Origin of the sequence: Paenibacillus sp. M-152 (genome assembly GCF_003856555.1) — a bacterium.
Lineage (GTDB): Bacteria > Bacillota > Bacilli > Paenibacillales > Paenibacillaceae > Paenibacillus > Paenibacillus polymyxa_C.
In genome coordinates this window covers 3,512,254-3,528,352 of sequence record NZ_CP034141.1, presented here as the reverse complement: position 1 = coordinate 3,528,352, position 16,099 = coordinate 3,512,254, and the positions used below count along the sequence as shown (strand labels likewise).

At 43.6% G+C, this 16,099-nt stretch carries 13 protein-coding genes and 1 pseudogene; 12 read left to right on the top strand and 2 right to left on the bottom strand.

The window, feature by feature from the left end:
- The first annotated feature begins 36 nt into the window (after positions 1-36).
- The 8 genes and pseudogenes from recN (at position 37) to EGM68_RS15405 (ending at position 10,234) form a co-directional block, all read left to right on the top strand.
- On the top strand, positions 37-1,755 hold the full coding sequence (gene recN / locus EGM68_RS15440; RefSeq protein ID WP_025675616.1) for a DNA repair protein RecN: 1,719 nt from the start codon (positions 37-39) through the stop codon (positions 1,753-1,755).
- A gap of 123 nt (positions 1,756-1,878) precedes the next feature.
- Complete coding sequence (gene spoIVB / locus EGM68_RS15435; protein WP_058829761.1) at positions 1,879-3,039, top strand: SpoIVB peptidase; 1,161 nt, start codon at positions 1,879-1,881, stop codon at positions 3,037-3,039.
- 216 nt (positions 3,040-3,255) lie between these two features.
- Positions 3,256-4,059, top strand: coding sequence for a sporulation transcription factor Spo0A (spo0A, locus tag EGM68_RS15430; protein ID WP_013371763.1), 804 nt, complete (start codon positions 3,256-3,258; stop codon positions 4,057-4,059).
- Positions 4,060-4,719: 660 nt separating this feature from the next.
- The gene (locus tag EGM68_RS15425) at positions 4,720-5,799 is read left to right on the top strand and encodes a hypothetical protein (protein WP_058829760.1); all 1,080 of its coding nucleotides are present in this window, start codon (positions 4,720-4,722) and stop codon (positions 5,797-5,799) included.
- A 302-nt stretch (positions 5,800-6,101) separates the two neighbouring features.
- Positions 6,102-6,844, top strand: a pseudogene (locus EGM68_RS15420) (class I SAM-dependent methyltransferase).
- A gap of 248 nt (positions 6,845-7,092) precedes the next feature.
- Complete coding sequence (locus tag EGM68_RS15415) at positions 7,093-8,793, top strand: methyl-accepting chemotaxis protein (RefSeq protein WP_129549526.1); 1,701 nt, start codon at positions 7,093-7,095, stop codon at positions 8,791-8,793.
- A gap of 169 nt (positions 8,794-8,962) precedes the next feature.
- Positions 8,963-9,466, top strand: coding sequence for a hypothetical protein (locus tag EGM68_RS15410; protein WP_129549525.1), 504 nt, complete (start codon positions 8,963-8,965; stop codon positions 9,464-9,466).
- Positions 9,467-9,826: 360 nt separating this feature from the next.
- The gene (locus EGM68_RS15405) at positions 9,827-10,234 is read left to right on the top strand and encodes a hypothetical protein (protein WP_025675622.1); all 408 of its coding nucleotides are present in this window, start codon (positions 9,827-9,829) and stop codon (positions 10,232-10,234) included.
- A 113-nt stretch (positions 10,235-10,347) separates the two neighbouring features.
- On the opposite strand, the gene EGM68_RS15400 is transcribed toward EGM68_RS15405, so the two are convergent.
- Together EGM68_RS15400 and EGM68_RS15395 are read right to left on the bottom strand one after the other, a co-directional pair.
- On the bottom strand, positions 10,348-11,124 hold the full coding sequence (locus EGM68_RS15400; protein ID WP_017427508.1) for a sporulation protein: 777 nt from the start codon (positions 11,122-11,124) through the stop codon (positions 10,348-10,350).
- Positions 11,125-11,289: 165 nt separating this feature from the next.
- Complete coding sequence (locus EGM68_RS15395) at positions 11,290-11,886, bottom strand: thymidine kinase (RefSeq protein ID WP_170973174.1); 597 nt, start codon at positions 11,884-11,886, stop codon at positions 11,290-11,292.
- A gap of 165 nt (positions 11,887-12,051) precedes the next feature.
- On the opposite strand from EGM68_RS15395, the gene EGM68_RS15390 reads away from it, so the two are divergent.
- The 4 genes from EGM68_RS15390 to EGM68_RS15375 all read left to right on the top strand — a co-directional run bounded on the left by EGM68_RS15390 (position 12,052) and on the right by EGM68_RS15375 (position 16,031).
- The gene (locus tag EGM68_RS15390) at positions 12,052-12,327 is read left to right on the top strand and encodes a hypothetical protein (RefSeq protein ID WP_240664051.1); all 276 of its coding nucleotides are present in this window, start codon (positions 12,052-12,054) and stop codon (positions 12,325-12,327) included.
- Between the two features lie 124 nt (positions 12,328-12,451).
- The gene (gene lpdA, locus EGM68_RS15385) at positions 12,452-13,873 is read left to right on the top strand and encodes a dihydrolipoyl dehydrogenase (RefSeq protein ID WP_129549524.1); all 1,422 of its coding nucleotides are present in this window, start codon (positions 12,452-12,454) and stop codon (positions 13,871-13,873) included.
- A 140-nt stretch (positions 13,874-14,013) separates the two neighbouring features.
- Complete coding sequence (locus EGM68_RS15380) at positions 14,014-15,042, top strand: thiamine pyrophosphate-dependent dehydrogenase E1 component subunit alpha (RefSeq protein WP_013371751.1); 1,029 nt, start codon at positions 14,014-14,016, stop codon at positions 15,040-15,042.
- Between the two features lie 2 nt (positions 15,043-15,044).
- Positions 15,045-16,031 carry an alpha-ketoacid dehydrogenase subunit beta gene (locus EGM68_RS15375; RefSeq protein ID WP_013310796.1) on the top strand — a complete coding sequence of 329 codons (987 nt, stop codon included), beginning with the start codon at positions 15,045-15,047 and terminating at the stop codon, positions 16,029-16,031.
- The last annotated feature ends 68 nt before the right edge of the window (positions 16,032-16,099 follow it).

The following is a 16,099-nucleotide window of genomic DNA, read 5'->3' as shown; positions in this document are numbered from 1 at the left end:
GCGTTTTAATTTGTACATCATAGAGGTGAAAGAACGATGCTGGTCACTTTGTCTATACGGAATTTGGCAGTCGTAGAAGCTGTCGATGTTCATTTTTATAAAGGATTTCATGTATTGAGCGGAGAAACTGGTGCTGGTAAATCCATTATTATCGACGCACTTGGGCTGATTGCGGGCGGCAGGGGATCTGCTGATCTAGTGCGTTACGGATGTGATAAAGCCGAAATGGAAGCCTTGTTTGAATTGCCGGTCAAACATCCCGTTTGGAATACGTTGGAGGAACAAGGGATTAAGGCTAATCCAGAAGAGCATTTGCTGATTCGTCGAGAACTTACAGTTCAGGGGAAAAGCTCATCTCGAATTAACGGTCAGATGGTTAATTTAACGATGCTGCGTGAGGTAGGTGAGCAACTCGTTAATATCCACGGGCAGCATGAGCATCAAAGCTTGCTGCGTGCGGATCGCCATCTTGCGCTGCTGGATACGTTCGGTGACTCGGTCATTGGTCCAGTCAAAGCGCTTTACCGGGAGCGCTACAATGCTTTTGTCAAAGCGGAAAAAGAAGTAAGAGAATTGCAAAGCTCCAGTCAAAAGGCTTATCAGCTATTGGACATGTATCGCTTCCAATTGGAAGAGATCGCTGCGGCGGAGTTAAAATTGGGTGAAGATGAATTATTGGCAGAGGAACGGGTCAAGCTATCCCATAGTGAGAAAATGATGGATGGAGTATCAGGAGCATACGAGCTGTTAAGTGGCAGAGGTGGTCTGGATACGGTCAATAACGTGTTGTCCAGATTAAATGATGTTCAGAGCTACGACAGTAAAAGCCTTCAGCCCATTGCGGAGCAGATTCAATCTGCTTTCTATCAGTTGGAGGATGCAGCGTTTCAATTACGCTCTTATCGTGAGGATATTGAATTTAATCCGGGCAAGCTGCATGAGGTGGAGCAACGTTTGAATCAAATTACCGGGTTACAGCGAAAATATGGTGATAGTATAGAGCAGATTTTGGAATACTATAGCCGTATTGAGCAGGAAACCGATCTGTTGGAAAATAAAGATGAGCGGCTGGAGCAGCTCATTGCAAAGCGGGATGAGTTGCTTTCGAATTTGCTGGAGATTGCTGAAGAGCTTACAGAGGCACGTGAAATTTGTGCTGAAGAGCTTGCAGAGCAAGTAGAGCAGGAATTAAAAGATCTTCAAATGGAAAGAACGTCACTCAAGGTGCGTATTGATCCAATTGAAGATCCACGTGGATATGAATATAAAGGTCTAAAGGTACGACCTACCAAGCAAGGGATAGATAATGCGGAATTTCTGATTTCGCCCAATCCAGGTGAGCCACTTCGCCCACTCGGTAAAATCGCTTCCGGTGGTGAGTTATCACGTATCATGTTGGCGATGAAAAGTATTTTTGCGCGTCATGATCAAATTCCGGTGCTCATTTTTGACGAGGTGGATACCGGGGTAAGTGGTCGTGCAGCTCAGTCCATAGCCGAGAAGCTTTATCGTTTGTCTTCCGTTTGTCAGGTGTTTTCCATTACTCATTTGCCGCAGGTGGCATGTATGGCAGATCATCAGTACCTGATTGAGAAAAATGTTCATGACGGACGGACCATGACTCAAATTGAGGGACTAACGGAGGAAGGTCGTGTTAAGGAATTGGCACGGATGCTGGGTGGGGTAGAAATTACCGAAAAAACATTGCATCACGCACAGGAAATGCTGAATTTGGCGGAAGGAAAGAAAGCCTGAAAAGAGCGGCTGGCGTAATGATTAACAGTTATAAAAGCCTGGGGGCAAGGTTACCTTATAGGTACGCAATTGGCGACCACCTTTACTCGTCAAGCGAAAGAAGCAAAGGGAGCGTGACAGCCATTGAATTTTTACTCCAGGATCAAATTGCTCGGTCTTTTGCTTGTTTTTCTTATGTGTTCTCTCGGTAACGCTCAGCATGTGCAAGCAGCGCTGCCTCTACAAGCTTCTTTGGATTTGTTCGGCACTAAAAGCATGCAAACAACCCAAGAAAGCGTGGTTCCCGATTTGAAAGTATACCCGGGGGGGCAGACGATCGGGGTCAAAGTAAAATCTTCAGGAGTGCTTGTCGTAGGTCACCATATCATTCAGGAAAGCAATGATCGTAAGGTGTCACCTGGTGAGACAGCTGGTATTCGCCTAGGGGACCGGATTACACACATGAACGGCAAACCCCTTAATAGTCTCGCCAGGGTAGCGGAAGCCGTGGACGAGGCAGGTAAAAACAAAAAGCCGCTGGACATCACGCTTTGTCGAGGTGAGCAGACGATTTCCACCAAGTTAACCCCAGCATACGATCAAGATGATAAAGCGTGGCGGCTTGGGTTGTATATTAGAGACTCGGCTGCAGGCGTAGGTACATTAACGTTTTATGCACCGGACCAGGGGGTTTACGGGGCCTTGGGTCATGTAATTACCGATATGAATACTCAAACTCCCATTGTTGTGGGTAGTGGAGAGATTGTGCAATCCAATGTGACGTCAATTGCGAAGAGCCAGAGTGGGGAACCAGGAGAAAAACGTGCTCATTTTCTCAAAGATCATCGGATCTTAGGAAATATAGAACGAAATACGAGCTTTGGAATATTTGGGAAAATGTCAGATGAGCCGCAGAATGGATTGTATTCGACGCCCATTCCGGTGGGACTTGCGAATGAAGTAAAAGAAGGACCGGCAGAAATATTGACTGTATTGGAAGGTCAACAAATTCAGCGTTTTCAGGCAGAAATTGTACACATTTCTCAGCAGGATAAACCGGCAACCAAAGGGCTTGTGATTCGGGTTGTAGATCCTAAGCTATTAGATAAGACCGGCGGAATCGTGCAAGGAATGAGTGGGAGTCCGATTATCCAAAATGGTAAGCTGATCGGAGCTGTAACACATGTATTCGTTAATGATCCTAAATCAGGTTACGGATGTTTTATCGAATGGATGTTGCGTGATGCAGGAATCATGCATAATAAATTGAGCTTGAAGTCATCCTCTAATCTTAAGGCGAGCTAGTGGCCTTAAGATTTTTTTGTCGAAAAGCAGGGGAATAACTCAGAATTGCAAGATAAAAATTCAATTATAATTGAATTAATAAAAAAAATAAATAAAAATAATTTTCGACAGAAGGAATTCATAATTCGATGTCGAAATCATATACTCCGACAAGAAATATTTATTTAATGCAAACAGATGTCCCAATGGAATAACACTCAATAAGGAGGAAGTACATTGCAAAAAATTGAGGTATTGTTGGCTGATGACAACCGGGAATTTACGAATTTGCTTGCTGAATATATTTCCGATCAGGAGGATATGGAAGTTACAGGAATCGCCTTTAACGGTGAAGAAGTACTCCAACGCATCGCAGAATCCCGCAACATACCTGATGTACTTATTTTAGATATTATTATGCCTCATCTGGATGGTCTCGGTGTATTGGAGCGTTTAAGAGAAATGAACCTGACTCCACAACCGAAAATCATTATGCTGACTGCATTCGGTCAAGAAAATATTACACAGAGGGCCGTTCAACTCGGGGCATCTTATTATATTTTGAAGCCGTTTGACATGGAAGTGCTTGCTAACCGTATACGCCAATTGGTAGGACCGCAATTAGTCAGCAATAGCCCGGTAACCGTTTCATCCATGCGGTCCAACGTTGTGCCTATGGGTAAGACGAAAAACCTGGATGCCAGCATCACGGCTATCATCCATGAGATCGGCGTACCAGCTCACATCAAGGGCTATCAATATCTACGCGAAGCCATTACGATGGTGTACAATAATATCGAAATATTGGGAGCCATCACCAAAACCCTATATCCGGCAATTGCCGAAAAGTTCAAAACGACGGCATCTCGCGTAGAACGCGCCATTCGCCATGCCATCGAGGTAGCATGGACCCGTGGAAATATCGACAGCATCTCCCACCTGTTCGGTTACACTATCAATATCAGCAAGTCCAAACCAACCAACTCAGAATTTATAGCGATGGTCGCAGACAAGCTGCGGATTGAGAATAAGGTGTCCTGAAAGTCTGATGAGACGCGAAAAAATGAACATGAGTAGAACGCAAATTCTCAATAATTTATCGATCGTTGCGCCGGAGATTCCGATGAAGCTCTTCGCAATTGAGTTGAATTTTACGCTTTACACACATATCAATAGGTATTTTTGCTGAAACTAATACTAAAAAAGTGAAAATTATTTGAATAACGCTTATCTCTTCGGAGGTGGGCGTTATTTTTTTGCAAGATGTCGCAAATTTGCAAATCCATCAAATTAGGGTAACTCACCGATAGAGGGCCCCTATACTTGGATTCATCGTATGAACGTTCAAAGAGCAATTAAGAGATGCAAGGTTGAATTATACCAAGCATTTAATGAGGAGAGACTACGAGCGAGGTAATTGCGGAGAGTTCATTTTATAGTAGGAATATCATTAAGCAAAACCGTACTTCGAAATGATGCTAATGGGCGCGTAACAAACACTATTACGACAAATACAAGATCGAACAGATGTAATCTTGCAATTGCAATGGACTCTACGAATAATGCTGTCGTTATACGTTCATCGGTCTATCTCCTTATGCGCATCAGAGTGTAAATCTGCCAATGTTATTATATTATTGACTTTACTTCCCATTAAAATGTAAGGTATTAACATACACTATTACTAGGGAAGGTTGTTAGATGATGCGGATAAAAATTTCAATAATTTTGTTAGTGATTGTTTGGTTTTTCACTACCGGCATTTCTGATCTACAAGCTAAACTGGATAGAGGAATAAAAAACACGGTTACATCTAATATGTTTGGTGCCAGTGGAGACGGGACTGATCAGACAAAAGCTATCCAGTCTGCACTTGACTACCTCGAGAGAGTGGGAGGCGGTAAGCTTATCCTTGGCAAAGGTACGTATCTCCTAAGTATCGCTAAGAGTATTCACAGTAAGGCATGTATTGTCATACCCGCCGGAGTGATTATAGAAGGCTCTGGTATGGGTGTCACCATCATCAAACGGATTAGTAGTGAACGGAAGCAAAACGGCGTATTGCTCGTTAATAAAGGCTACGACACAAAGGGTGGATATAAAGCAGCTGGCAATATCGTGTTACGAAATTTCACGATTACAGACGGTGATGTTACCTCCAAGCCGAGGACTTACGGGGACTTGATTGCGTTGGGACATGCGAATAATGTACTTATTGAGCGTGTCCAATCGTTAAATCATGATCAACATTTCGTAGACATTTGCGGTTCGAGAAATATAACCGTGAGAGATTCTATCAGTAATAATCTTCAAGACACCTATGGGACGGCCACAATTCAAGTTGATCGAGCTAAAAACCTAGGGATATGGGGGTTGCTACTTGACGGAACTAATCCAAAAAATATAACTATAGAGAATAACAAAATCAACTCAATGTCCGAACTGGTGTTACAACTTGGGCATGATCAATCTATTGCAGGAGATATACGTGTAGTAAAAAATGCAATAAATTGCTTGAATAAAGCTAGAGCACAAATAGCAATCGGTAAGGACGAAGATACATCAATATTGACTGCAAACATTAAAGACAATCAAATAAAACTCAATAATGCAAATAGTGTAGGGGTTAATCTGGTGGCCAATACAGCCAACAGACTAGAAAATATCTCAATAGCTGGCAATACTATCACAGGTAAGATGCGGTCAGCGACTATTGTAGGCAATTCTGTCGCATCTGCGGGTTTTGAGGACATTTTGTATTCACATTACGTTGAGGTGTAACACATGAGTTTTCTACGCAGGTTGCTATAGACTTTTTTAATAAATCTTTATAATTTTATGTTAAACTTGTCTCTATATGGGTTACTGTGGCATGTCTGATTAGAAATATAATTAAAGCAAACTTTCAAATGAGGTGAATGGATGTCTTTCCGTATTGTTCGAAGTATTTAGTTTCCGGGCTGGAAAAAAACGCGTACCAGCTGTCAAGGGGGGAGTCTGCCTCATTGACTACAAAACTAAAATTTCGAATGATCTCGGTCTGCTATTCCGTAGTTTATTATCTTATTTGAAGGTGGATAAAAATGAATTCAATTGAATATAAAGAATTTTATGATAAGGTTGGAAAAATCAACGGATGGGATTTTAGCAATGTGAAATGTATTTCTGAAGGAGTAAAATGGGACTTCTATAATGAAGTGTCGAAGACGTGCGAGAAGTCGGACATATTGCTTAATATCGGCACGGGTGGCGGGGAAGCTATTTTGTCAATAGCGGCTTCTGCATTGCTTTTAGTCGGAATTGACCAATCTGCTGGAATGATTGATACAGCAAGAAAAAATTCTGCAGACATAGCGAATGTTCGTTTTCTACAGATGGATGCTGAAAATTTGAATTTTCCCAAGGAATTCTTTAATATAATCTCTTCTCGACATTCGTGTTTCTCTGCAAAAGAAATAGCTAAGGTGTTAGTTAAGGGTGGTATATTTTTAACACAGCAAGTGAGCGAAAATGACAAATTAAACATTAAAGAAGCGTTTGGAAGAGGGCAGGCATTGGGTACTAGAAAGACTCGTTGAAAACTCAATGTATTACAGATCTCAATGAAGCGGGCTTTAACGATATTCAGTCATTTGAATTTAATGCAATCGAATATTATCAGACTCCTGCAGACTTAGTTTTTCTTTTGAAACACACTCCCATTATTCCTGACTTTGGACAAAAACAAATGGATTTTGAAATACTCCAACAATTCATTCTGGACAACCAAACTCCAAAAGGAATTAGGACAAATGCAGAACGATTTATGATTATAGCTAGGAAGTAAAACATAAAGGGATACCCGCTTTGGGGGTATCTCTTTTTTGCTTGCAATGCTTTAACGGATGAATTGGATGGACGAAAAATAATACTCACACGCGGTTTATAAAATAAGCGTCAATCATTATATAACGATCACGAAGAGAAATTTTCCTTTTGTAAACAGTTCTGAAATTCTCTTTAATTTTGATATAAACAATGTGTCGATTCTTGTCGATATAATATCTATTATAAAGAGAACTAAGGAGCGAATATATGAAATTTAACATTCGAACAAAATTGTTATTGGGTTTCCTTGCGGTAATAATCCTGTTGGTTTTGATTAGTACAGTATCGATCTCGCGAATGAAAAAGTTAGGCGATACTTCAATGGAAATTGATAGCCATTGGATGCCAAGTGTGACCATCCTCGGAACACTAAATGGTGATATATCTGATGTAGAGCGGCTCTCATTAAACATTATTGTAGAACGTGACACGGAGGAAATGGAGAAGGTTCAGGCCGAATATGATAAGGTTTTAAAGAAAGTTGAAGAAGACCGAAAAACATACGAAAAATTAATTGCTACTCCTAAGGAACGTGAAATGTATGAACAATTCTCCAAAACTTATACGGAGTATTTGACTAAGTTACCAGAAATGATTGCAGCAGGGAGAGCTAATGATTACACTCAATCAAGCATCCTTCACCAAGAATCCTATAAGTTATGGTATAGTTCAAACGATATGATCAGTCAGCTCATTAAGTTGAATGCAGATGGATCAAAACTGATTACGAAAGAAGCTGTTGACAACTTTATTTTAGGCAGACAATTAGTTATCGTTTTGAGTATTGCAGCCGTTATACTAGCATTGATCATGGCGATCATTATAGCCCAAATTATTTCTAAGCCCATTTTGCGCATCAGTCGTGCTGCTGAAAGCATTGCGTCCGGTGACCTTACTGGGGAAGCCATTGTCGTGAAAGGCAAGGATGAGATTAGTATTTTGGCCCATTCTTTTAATACGATGGTTGCAAATCTTCGTCAACTGATTCAGTCTGTAAGTAGTACGACCGAGCTGGTAACCACTTCCTCGGAGGAATTGACGGCCAGCGCAGAGCAAAATAGCCAAGCAACTGCGCAAATTACCGAAACAGTGCAAGAAGTTGCTACAGGGACAGGTGACCAGGTGGATATGGTGACCAAATCGTCCCAGGCTATTGAGGAAATGTCCATCGGTGTAGAACAAATTGCAATCCGTGCGCAAAATGTTTTTGCATCAGCTCAGGATGCGGCTCACAAATCAGCTGAAGGTAATCAAATGATCCAGCAGGCTGTTGTCCAAATGAATAGTGTGAATGACTCTATGAATAGCTTGGCTGATCTTATGGCTGGATTGGGAGAGCGTTCAGATGAAATCGGGAAGATTATTGATGTCATCACCAATATTTCAAGTCAGACCAATCTTCTTGCCCTGAACGCGGCCATTGAAGCAGCCCGCGCAGGAGATCACGGTAGCGGATTTGCTGTAGTTGCAGGTGAAGTGCGTAAGTTGGCTGAACAATCGGCTCATTCTGCTCAACAAATTACGGAGCTGGTGGGATTGATACAAAAGGATACCTCGCATGCTATTGAGGCGGTAGCGTCCAATGGGCGAGATGTCATGACAGGTCGGGAAGTCGTACAAAATGCGGGTGCATCCTTTGAGCTTATTCAGGAAACCGTTAATAAAGTGGCCAGTGAAATTGAAGAGGTCTCTGCTGGATCGGAGCAAATGTCTGCAAGTACCGATGAGATTGTTGGCTTTGTTAGACAAATTTCAGCGATTGCTGAAGAGGCTGCAGCTGGGACGCAGCACGTATCTGCCGCGACTCAAGAGCAATTGGCATCGATGGAGGAAATTGCTTCCTCTGCAAGAAACCTGTCCAAAATGGCAGAAGACCTACAAGGACAAATTGGTAAATTTAAAGTATAAATCGTATACCGGTTCTATATTTCAGGGGAAAAGCCGCTCTATTGTGAGCGGCTTTTTCTATTCATTTTTTAATAAATATATTTGCGATTAAAAGATGGAGATATGCGGAGCCTGTAATTGGAAAGATATGATATAATGGTGGGAAATTCTTTTGGGTTGGAGTCATATCATGGACAATAAAACTGAACTTAAAGCAAGCGACCTGCGTCAGTTAGCGATAAACAAAATCATAGCTATGCTATTTTTGAATGATTTTAAATATCTGAAAAGCAGAAAAGTTTTGAAAAAAGAAAACAAGGAATTTATATTTGAAATTTGTTTCGGCGCGACCAAATATAGTGCATTAAAAGTTTACATTACCGTGGAATCCAAAAGTATAAAAAAGAAGTATAGTACAGGGGCTTGTTTTCACAGTGAGTTGATCGCTCTAACCAAGAAATATACGGGCAACAGGGATTACCTTGTGTCCACAGAAGTAGAAAGAGAACGAGTGATCCAAGAGATTGTGGAAGATATCTACACTTTTGCGTTGCCCTTTTTCAAGCGATTTGAAGATGTAGAAACACTAGCAGAACAAGTACATAAGTCAGGCTTTTTACCGCATCGCAAACGTTTTGATAAATTTAATCCGTTGACGAAAAGATTCATTGATTTTTATTATCAAGGGGAGTAATGTAGCCATCTGGGACATTTTTGTCCTCACCTTTGGAAAGTAGATAAGCATTATGAATAAGGAGAACGGTGTCCATGGAGTGGATATTACCGTTTTTCAAAAGAATCATGTACAATTTGTAAAAAGGATCAATATACTCCTCGGCATAACAAGATTTACCGAACGTGATCAATGTCTCGTTAAGAGGAGAGTCGGATGTTGCCCTGGAGGGTAGATTTTTACATGGGTATCAATCGAATGAACAACACAGAGGCTGTATACACGGATATATACAATCATATGTTATAGGCAAAAGTCATCGCATTGAACGGGCTAGTGGTATGGATGTAAAAGATTTTAAAGCAAAGAGGGGATGAGAGCATGTGGAATAGTCTGACTTGGGTGATCGTCGGCGTGTTGTTGGTGGCGTTGGGTTGGATTGTTATGGCATGGCGTGGACGTAGCGGCAATCAACAACAATCGGATGAACATCGGGGCAGTAATGTTGTTGAATTTCGCCCTCGTAAGCCCGCCCGACAATCCCGCACTGGCAATGAAATGAAGTCTAAAGTGTTTTCGGGTACACGCGCGAATACAAAAGCGGCAGATATTCAGGCCCAAGCTGGATTTGGACTGTCTGACTCCATTCAGAGCACGAGTAAACAAAAATGCTCCTTTTGTAAAAAAGAAGAAAAATTAACCTTTTATGCCGATGATAATGGTTCGCTGTATGGGGTATGTAAAGAGTGTAAGCATAAGGCGGAAAGACAGGATATGCTGCCACTTTAGTCTATACAGACTATGGAGAACCATCATCAAATAATTCTTATAATTAATAAAAACTCCCAACCGTATGTAAGTAAATTGGTTAGGAGTTTTTTTGTTAGTGTTTTACTACATTGTTAGCGAATTTGCCTGTCAATCAATTCCTCTAGCGCATCAGCTATATGATCTGGTCCATAGGATAGTTCTTCCCGGCTTAAGCTCAACCAGGCATGACGCTCATCCATATCAAAGGCATTTTCCAGCCAACCGGACAAGCCTCTGCCTCTACGATCTACTTCTACAAGCACATGGACACCCTCGGGTTCCAACTGCATAATCAGCTCTAGCTCCTCGATATCCCGTGCATACTCCGAGCCAGGCGTAAACTCAAACTCCTGCACGAATGGAACACCGCGTCCAAGCTTGGGGTGACGTTCACAGGTGGAGGAACGGAATCGGAAGCCTAACAGGTGAACCGCCTCAAACACCGTACTCATATAAGGATGTGGCTCGATTTTGAGTGAATCACGATCGGTCGGGTCCAAAGCCATGCCAATGTCCAATGCTGTTTCCAGCCAGACAGGCTGTTTGGCATGAGTAACAGGAGTTTCCAAAGGCAACCTAAAGGAAAAAGGAGTTTCAAGCTCCTGTCCTTGCTTTAGATGAAAGCCATCAGATACCTTGATCCGCGCAATGCAGCAGGTGGTGACGGTTTTTTTATCATCGTGCTCTACGATATATTCAGTCTTGAGTTCAATATCAATTTTGCCGATTTCCTGATCAATTTTACCGCCTTTGATACGTATGATGCCACTAAGTTCTTCTCCAGGCACATATACAGTCTGATCCACCAACGTATCGACTTTGGCTGAACCGATTCCTGCACTTGCTAAGATCTTGTTAAAGAAACTCATCATTCCGTCCCCCCGATAATCTTATGGTTATTATGCACAAAAAAATAAAAACTTGTACAGCTTAACGGATATACGGGGAAATAGCTTGAACCGTTCCAAAAAAATGCAAGAAAAAAGTAATGGAAAACAAGTGGGCGTATGGAGTTTGCCGCCCCATGTAGCTTACTATTCGCAGTTCACTTTATGAGGAGGTATAAAGCAATTACGACAACGAGGCTCATAAGCCTCAGAGTCACCGATCATCACGATAGGTCCTACAGTGGAAGGTTTTCCATTGACCATACGCTGCGTAAATACTGCTTCCGAGCTGCCGCATACAGCGCAGAAGGAAGTCAGTTTCTCGATGTCATCTGCCATAGCGAGCAGACCACCGACATAGCCGAACTCCTTGCCTCGGTAATCCAGATTTAGCCCATCGGCAATGACATGCTTTCCGCAATAAGCTAACTCTTGTATGAGCGACATAATATGCCGACTGAAAAACTGGACTTCGTCAAAGGCAACCACATCGGCATCTTTCGTTTCTTGCAAAATACGCTGAACGAGCTCATCCGTGAGTTTTCTTGGAATAGAGATAGCGGGCAGCCGATATCCGATTCGGCTTACAATTTCATCCTCCGCATAACGGTTGTCTTCAGCTGGTTTGTAAGCGACCACCTTGCGATGCCCGTATTGGATTAGTTTCTGACAACGGCGAATCAATTCGCCGGATTTTTCGCTGAACATGGGGCCTGTTATAATCGTAATTCGTCCTGTAGGCAAAGCGAATTCCCCTCTCTTAACATGTACATAACGCTGTAAATCTTCATCTCCGAAAGAAAACGCCATTATAGATTACCATAACGAGCCACATACAGACTAGAGAAAATATATTGTTTTTCGACATGTTTTTGTATGTCTATTCCTAAATCGTAAAGGTGGTCGTCATTGCTCTGCCGCCGCGGGCATGATATGGTGAAGCGTAGTGGAATGAAGGGAAGAGTGGAAGGCATGGACGAAAAAAACACGGATTATAGTGCCAAAAAAAGAGTATTACTGGAACAAGGACTGATTAGCCCGCAAGCTCTGGAGCTAATCATTGAGTTGGAGACAGAGCTTGATTTTCTGAGCAAGCAAAATGAATCGTTTCGCAAGGCGTTGCGAGCCAAATCAGCACAAAGTCCAAGAATGGCTACGAAATTACGAGATGCACTGTATGAATGATATGGAGAGATATCTAGATTAGGTAGATGATGATTTGCAGCCTATGCCTAAACGCTAAATTTTGTACAGTGAAATAAAGAGAGTACAATAAGCTATATATAATCAATGTTAATGGAGGAGAAACATGACTATACATTGTGATGTCGCTATTTTGGGTGGAGGAACCGGAGGGTATGTAGCAGCAATTCGCGCAGCCCAGCTCGGCAAGGAAGTGGTGATCATCGAAAAGGACAAGCTCGGCGGAACCTGTCTGCACCGTGGTTGTATTCCGAGCAAGGCTTTGCTGCGCAGTGCGGAAGTATATGCAACGATTAAAGAAAGTGCGCAATATGGTATTGAGACATCGGGAGCACAGCTTGTATTTCCCAAGGTTCAGGAACGTAAGGAAGCCGTTGTGGAGCAGCTACACCAGGGCGTTCAATTTTTGATGCGTAAAAATAAAATTACGGTGCTGAGCGGTAAGGGACGCGTGATTGGACCGTCTATATTTTCTCCTAAAAGCGGTACAGTGGCTGTGGAACTAGAAGATGGTGAGATGGAGACGATTGTTCCGGCACACCTCATTATTGCAACAGGATCACGTCCGCGTGTGCTGTCTGGACTGGAGCCAGATGGCGAATTTATTCTGAGCAGTGACGAAGCATTGACTATGGAGAACCTGCCAGCATCTCTGATTATCGTGGGTGGTGGGGTCATTGGCGTGGAATGGGCTTCCATGCTAAATGATTTTGGCGTGGAGGTTACGGTGGTTGAGGCCGCGAATCGACTTATTCCTACGGAGGACGAGGACGTTTCGCGTGAAATGCAGCGCTTGTTAACCAAGCGTGGTGTCAAGGTGCTGACGGGGGCACAAGTGTTGGCTGAAACCTACGGCAAGGATGAGGAAGGCGTACAGATTGACGTGCAAAAAGGTGAAGAAACCGAAACCCTCAGTGCTTCCAAACTGCTCATTTCTGTAGGTCGTCAGGCGAATGTGGAAAATATCGGGCTGGAAAATACGGATATCCGCGTGGAGCGTGGCTTTATCTCGGTTAATGAGCATTTGCAGACAAATGAGCCACATATCTACGCCATCGGGGATTGCATCGGCGGCTTACAACTGGCCCATGCCGCGAGTCATGAAGGCTTGCAGGCAGTTCATCATTTGGCGGGCGAAGAGTTTCACAGCGTACCCAACTATATGATTCCGCGGTGTATTTACACACGTCCTGAAGCCGCAAGCGTCGGCTTAACGGAGCAGGAAGCCCGTGAACGTGGACACCAGGTGAAAACAGGGAAGTTCCCTTTCCAAGCTATCGGAAAATCGCTAGTATACGGTAGTCGAGACGGCTTCGTGAAAGTGGTGGCGGACCAGAAAACCAATGATATTCTCGGTGTACATATGATCGGTACGCATGTGACGGATCTGATCAGCGAGGCCGCTCTTGCGCAATTGCTGGATGCTACGCCTTGGGAAGTCGGACAGCTTATTCATCCGCATCCAACGTTGTCGGAGATTTTGGGAGAAGCGATGCTGGCAGTCGATGGACAAGCGATAGGCATATAAACGTTTCAAATAAATCGGTACTTTTCTTTTTGGGGCGAAAAGGATTATAATGGGGTTAGTCAGAGTTTAGTACCAGGTTTTAAGACAAGATGGTACTAGGTGCTGAAAGTAGGATGTTTGACATTTAAGGAGGTGCCTCAATGAGTTCTAAAGGCGCTGTAGACGCTGGCTTCAGACATGAGCAGCTGGGACTTACTCACGGACAAGTAATTGATATGTACAGATATATGTTGCTCGCAAGAAGATTTGACGAGCGCAACATGCTCCTGCAACGGGCAGGGAAAATTAATTTCCACGTTTCCGGCATTGGACAGGAAGCGGCACAAGTAGGTGCAGCTTTCGCTCTAGACCGGGAAAAGGACTATTTCCTTCCCTATTACCGGGATTACGGATTCGTGCTTGCAGTCGGCATGACGCCGCGCGAATTGATGCTGTCGGCATTTGCCAAGGCAGATGACCCTAATAGTGGAGGGCGCCAGATGCCAGGGCATTTTGGTAGTAAACGGCTGCGTATTGTGACAGGCTCCAGTCCAGTGACGACACAGGTTCCACATGCAGTGGGTGTTGCGTTGGCCGCCAAGATGCAAAAAAAGGATTTTGTATCGTTTGTTACGTTTGGGGAAGGCTCCAGCAATCAGGGGGATTTTCACGAAGGCTGTAACTTTGCAGGTGTACAGAAGCTGCCAGTCATCATTATGTGTGAGAACAATCAATATGCAATATCGGTTCCGATTCATAAGCAGTTGGCAGGCAAGGTAAGCGACCGGGCATTGGGTTACGGATTCCCTGGTATTCGTGTCGACGGTAATGATGCGCTAGCCGTATATGCCGCGGTGAAGGAAGCACGTGAACGTGCTGTCCGCGGTGAAGGTCCTACGCTAATCGAAGCGATGATGTACCGTCTGTCCCCTCACTCCACCTCGGATAATGATCTGGCTTACCGGACCAAGGAGGAAGTGGATGAAAACTGGGCCAAGGACGGCGTAGCCCGCATGAAGAGTTACTTGATTGAATGCGGCATTTGGGACGAGGCCAAAGATGCAGATCTGTCGGCCGAGCTGCTGCTCGAAGTCAAGGAAGCCATTGAATATGCAGACAATGCGCCTTTTCCAAAGCCTGAAGATACGCTGCTGCATGTGTATGCTGATAGCGATGGGGAGGGTCGGTAACGATGGCGATTATGGAATATATTGATGCGATACGTCTTGCTATGAAAGAAGAAATGGAGCAGGATGAAACGGTTTTTGTATTAGGTGAGGACGTCGGCGTAAAAGGCGGTGTTTTTACAACGACTAAGGGGCTCATGGACCAATTCGGTGAGCAACGTGTCATGGATACGCCATTGGCAGAGTCGGCGATTGCAGGAGTTGCGATTGGTGCGGCAATGTACGGAATGAAGCCGATTGCCGAAATGCAATATTCGGACTTCATGCTGCCGGCGACGAATCAGATTATTAGTGAAGCGGCTAAAATCCGCTACCGCTCTAATAACGATTGGAATTGCCCTGTGGTGATCCGCGCCCCCATCGGTGGCGGTATTTTTGGTGGTTTATATCATTCTCAGTGTCCAGAATCTATCTTTTTTGGTACACCGGGTTTAAAAATTGTTGCTCCATTTACACCTTATGATGCCAAAGGATTGTTGAAAGCAGCCATTCGTGACCCTGATCCAGTGCTGTTTTTTGAAAATAAAAAATCCTACAAGCTGATTAAGGGTGAAGTGCCTGAGGATGATTATATCGTTCCAATTGGCAAGGCTAATCTGCTACGTGAGGGTGACGATATTACGGTCATCGGATATAGCCAGCCGTTGCATTTTGTTATGCAGGCAGCTGAGGAATTGGAGAAGGAAGAGGGCATTACCGCACATGTTGTGGATTTGCGCACACTCCAGCCTTTGGATCGCGAAGCCATTATTGAGGCTGCACGACATACAGGTAAGGTTTTAATCGTTCATGAGGACAACAAAACGGGCGGTATCGGTGCCGAAGTATCGGCTATTATTAATGAAGAGTGTCTGTTCGAACTGGATGCACCGATTGAGCGTCTGTGCGCTCCTGATGTGCCAGCCATGCCGATCAGTCCACCGATGGAGAAGTTTTATATGTTAAACAAGGATAAAGTGAAGGAAGCCATGCGTCGTCTCGCAATGTATTAATATAGAGCAGATTCGGGCGAAAGCATTCCAAAAGTGTAGTGGGGCAGCGATAAAACGCGCCCTTCTAT

Coding starts and splice junctions, on each gene's coding strand:
- recN (WP_025675616.1), top strand. CDS start 37: ATGCTGGTCACTTTGTCTATACGGAATTTGGCAGTCGTAGAAGCTGTC.
- EGM68_RS15425 (WP_058829760.1), top strand. CDS start 4,720: ATGATGCGGATAAAAATTTCAATAATTTTGTTAGTGATTGTTTGGTTT.
- EGM68_RS15415 (WP_129549526.1), top strand. CDS start 7,093: ATGAAATTTAACATTCGAACAAAATTGTTATTGGGTTTCCTTGCGGTA.
- EGM68_RS15410 (WP_129549525.1), top strand. CDS start 8,963: ATGGACAATAAAACTGAACTTAAAGCAAGCGACCTGCGTCAGTTAGCG.
- EGM68_RS15405 (WP_025675622.1), top strand. CDS start 9,827: ATGTGGAATAGTCTGACTTGGGTGATCGTCGGCGTGTTGTTGGTGGCG.
- EGM68_RS15400 (WP_017427508.1), bottom strand. CDS start 11,124: ATGAGTTTCTTTAACAAGATCTTAGCAAGTGCAGGAATCGGTTCAGCC.
- lpdA (WP_129549524.1), top strand. CDS start 12,452: ATGACTATACATTGTGATGTCGCTATTTTGGGTGGAGGAACCGGAGGG.
- EGM68_RS15380 (WP_013371751.1), top strand. CDS start 14,014: ATGAGTTCTAAAGGCGCTGTAGACGCTGGCTTCAGACATGAGCAGCTG.
- EGM68_RS15375 (WP_013310796.1), top strand. CDS start 15,045: ATGGCGATTATGGAATATATTGATGCGATACGTCTTGCTATGAAAGAA.